The 2,838-nt window shown below is 67.7% G+C and carries 2 protein-coding genes; one reads left to right on the top strand and one right to left on the bottom strand.

Annotated features, from left to right (window positions below; genetic code table 11):
- Positions 1-191 precede the first annotated feature (191 nt).
- Positions 192-1,268 carry a mannose-1-phosphate guanylyltransferase gene (locus tag ACRDPS_RS20340; RefSeq protein WP_431503480.1) on the bottom strand — a complete coding sequence of 359 codons (1,077 nt, stop codon included), beginning with the start codon at positions 1,266-1,268 and terminating at the stop codon, positions 192-194.
- A gap of 57 nt (positions 1,269-1,325) precedes the next feature.
- On the opposite strand from ACRDPS_RS20340, the gene ACRDPS_RS20335 reads away from it, so the two are divergent.
- Positions 1,326-2,042, top strand: a complete 717-nt coding sequence (locus ACRDPS_RS20335) for a TIGR03089 family protein (protein WP_431503479.1) — start codon at positions 1,326-1,328, stop codon at positions 2,040-2,042.
- Positions 2,043-2,838: the final 796 nt, after the last annotated feature.

Here is a 2,838-nt window from a genome sequence, read left to right as displayed (position 1 = left end):
GGCCGAGACGGCACCGGGTGACCTCTCGGCCTGCACAGGTGACTTCTCGGCCTGCACACGTGACTTCTCGGCCTGCACACGTGACTTCTCGGCCTGCACACGTGACTTCTCGGCCTGCACACGTGACTTCTCGGCCTGCACACGTGACTTCTCGGCCTGCAGAACTGACGCCTCGGCGGGTTCGGGTCAGGTCAGGTGAGGTGGTCGCGGTCGGAGTCCTTGAGGGCGGTGACAATCTTCTTGACCTGCTGGGCGTGGGCACGGGTGGTGACCAGGACGGCGTCGTCGGTGTCGACGACGACGATGTCCTCGAGGCCGATGAGGGCGATGGTGCGGCCGGAGTGGGGAATGACCAGGCCGGTGGAGTCGAGGGCGTGGACGAGCGAGTCGTCACCGAGGATCGTGGGGCCCTCCGAGGAGGCCGCGCCGGCGGCCTGGAGCAGCGTGGCGAGCGAGTCGAAGTCGCCGATGTCGTCCCAGCCGAGGTCGGCGGGCACCGTGACGACCTTGCCCGCGGCGGCAGCGGGCTCGGCGACAGCGTGGTCGACCGCGATCTTCGGCAGCGTCTCCCACAGCTCCTCGAACCGCGTGGGCTCGGCGGCGATCGCGCGCAGCCGGCTCGCGAAGTCGGGGTCCGACTCCGCGAGCAGGTCGAGAAGGACGGTGGGGCGCACGACGAACATTCCGGCGTTCCACCGGTATCGGCCGGTGTCCAGATAGCCCTGAGCGACCTCGGCCGACGGCTTCTCGACGAACTCGTCGACGACGTAGGCGCCCCTATGGGCTGCCAACGGCTCACCCTCGGCGATGTAGCCGAACGCGGTCGACGGGAAGGTCGGTGAGATCCCGATCGTCACGAGCCAGCCGTCCTCGGCGATCGCCGCGGCGCTGCGTACGGTCTCGTGGAAGTTGTCGACGTTGCGGATCACGTGATCGGCGGCGAAGGAGCCCATCACCGCATCCGGGTCGCGCCGCTCGAGGAAGGCCGCGGCCAGGCCGATCGCGGCCATCGAGTCGCGCCCGCTCGGCTCGGCCAGGATCGCGTCGTACGGCACCTCCGGCAGCTGCTCGCACACGGCCCGCTCGTGGGCCGCGCCGGTCACCACCATGACGCCGTCGGAGACGGGCTCTAGGCGGTCGAAGGTCTCCTGCAGGAGCGTACGTCCGTTGCCGGTCAGGTCGCGGAGGAACTTCGGCTCCGAGGACCGTGAGAGCGGCCACAGCCGCGTACCGGCACCGCCGGCGGGGATCACTGCCCAGAACGTCATGGACCCAATGTTCGCTCGCTGGCGCTCGCTCATGCGGCACACCCTAAGGTGAGCCTCGTGGCCACGAACGCACGGACCTATCCCGATACCCTCGCCCGAGCCCTTCGGACCGACCCCGGCGGGCCGTTCGTGACCTTCTATGACGAGGCGAGCGGTGAGCGCCAGGAGCTCTCCACCACGACGTACGCCAACTGGGTGGCCAAGGCCTCCGGCCTTCTCGTCGACGAGCACGGCCTCGAGCGCGGCGACAGCATCCGCATCGACCTGCCCACCCACTGGCTGGCCGCCGTCTTCCTCGGCGCCGCCTGGAACACCGGCCTCGTGGTGACCGACGCGGAGAGTCCCGACGCCGTCGTCTGCGGCCCCGAGACCCTGCCGACCTGGGCGGACGACGCCGGGAAGCGGCCGACGCTGGCATGCTCGCTCCTCCCCTTCGGCGTACGTTTCGCCGACCCGCTCCCCCAGGACGTCCACGACGTCGGCATCGAGGTCTGGGGCCAGCCGGACGCCTTCACCCCTTGGGACCCACCGACCACGGACGACGCCGCGACCTCGTGGGCAGGCATCGAGACCGGCCACGGCGACCTGTTCGGGGGCGCGGGAAGGGCCGAGCGGCTTCTCACCACCGCCCCCTCGGCCTCACCGGCCGGTGCCGAGCTCCTGGCCGCCCTGCTCGCCGGTGGCGGCTCTCTGGTCCTGGTCACCCATGCGAACGATGAGCGTCTGGCCGCCGTCGCGGCGAACGAGCATGCAACGTACTTCCCGATCCACTGATCGTTATGTCTCGATATTTCGAGCACGACGGAGCGAATATCCGGACTGAGCCCTGCGTTTTCCACCGAGGTGGATATCACGCGCGAAATCTCTGAGTATCTCCGCCGGAGAACCGATGCCGACCCCGGACTCATCGTCCGGGGTCGGCATCGATAAGGACGACCTCGAGGCACCACGGCTGCGACCTCCCCTCGGCCGAGGGCGGATCATGCCGCCCCCGGGGCCGCAGTCGCCGCAGCCACCGCAAGCGGTGCGCGAGGTGTCGTGGACTGCCTACAGGCTGCTGAGCAGGTCGTTCAGCGCCTGGATGATCTGATCGAGAATGCCGGGGTCAAACATGCTGATACTCCTTTCTAAGTGACCGAGAATCCCTAGAAATGCGAGACACCACCGGCGGAGAAGCGTGCCGCGTCCTCCCCCTGTCGCAAACTCGCTGATAAACACATTAAACATAGGTCACGCGCTCTGTCCAACAAATCCTCAGAATTCTGTCAATAAACCCACGCAAACGATTCATTCGCTACGCTGTATTCCGATAGCGAAAGAAGTTGCGCCGCGAGTGAACCAAAATGGGCGCGGAGTCGCCGAGCGACATCCTGGCCGGGAGGAGACCGATCGACCTCAGGACCCCACGGCACCGGACTGAACGAGGCGGAGCAGTCTCACTAGTGTCCCGCGCCGAGAGTCCGTGCCATAAGTCGTGCGATGCGTGCGTGCATCGCAAGGCGGCGTCGCGACGGCATACCGGGTGTCTTCCGAGCGATGCCAACGCAGCGAGGTGCGTGCGCAGCGTGCG

The sequence above is a fragment of the Nocardioides sp. genome (assembly GCF_050699375.1).
Classification (GTDB): Bacteria; Actinomycetota; Actinomycetes; order Propionibacteriales; family Nocardioidaceae; genus Nocardioides.
The sequence above is the reverse complement of the archived record's forward strand: the minus strand, read 5'-3'. Positions and strand labels throughout refer to the sequence as shown.

Bases quoted from the DNA above. Each gene is read 5' to 3' on its own strand.
- ACRDPS_RS20340 (WP_431503480.1), bottom strand. From the start codon at position 1,268: ATGACGTTCTGGGCAGTGATCCCCGCCGGCGGTGCCGGTACGCGGCTG.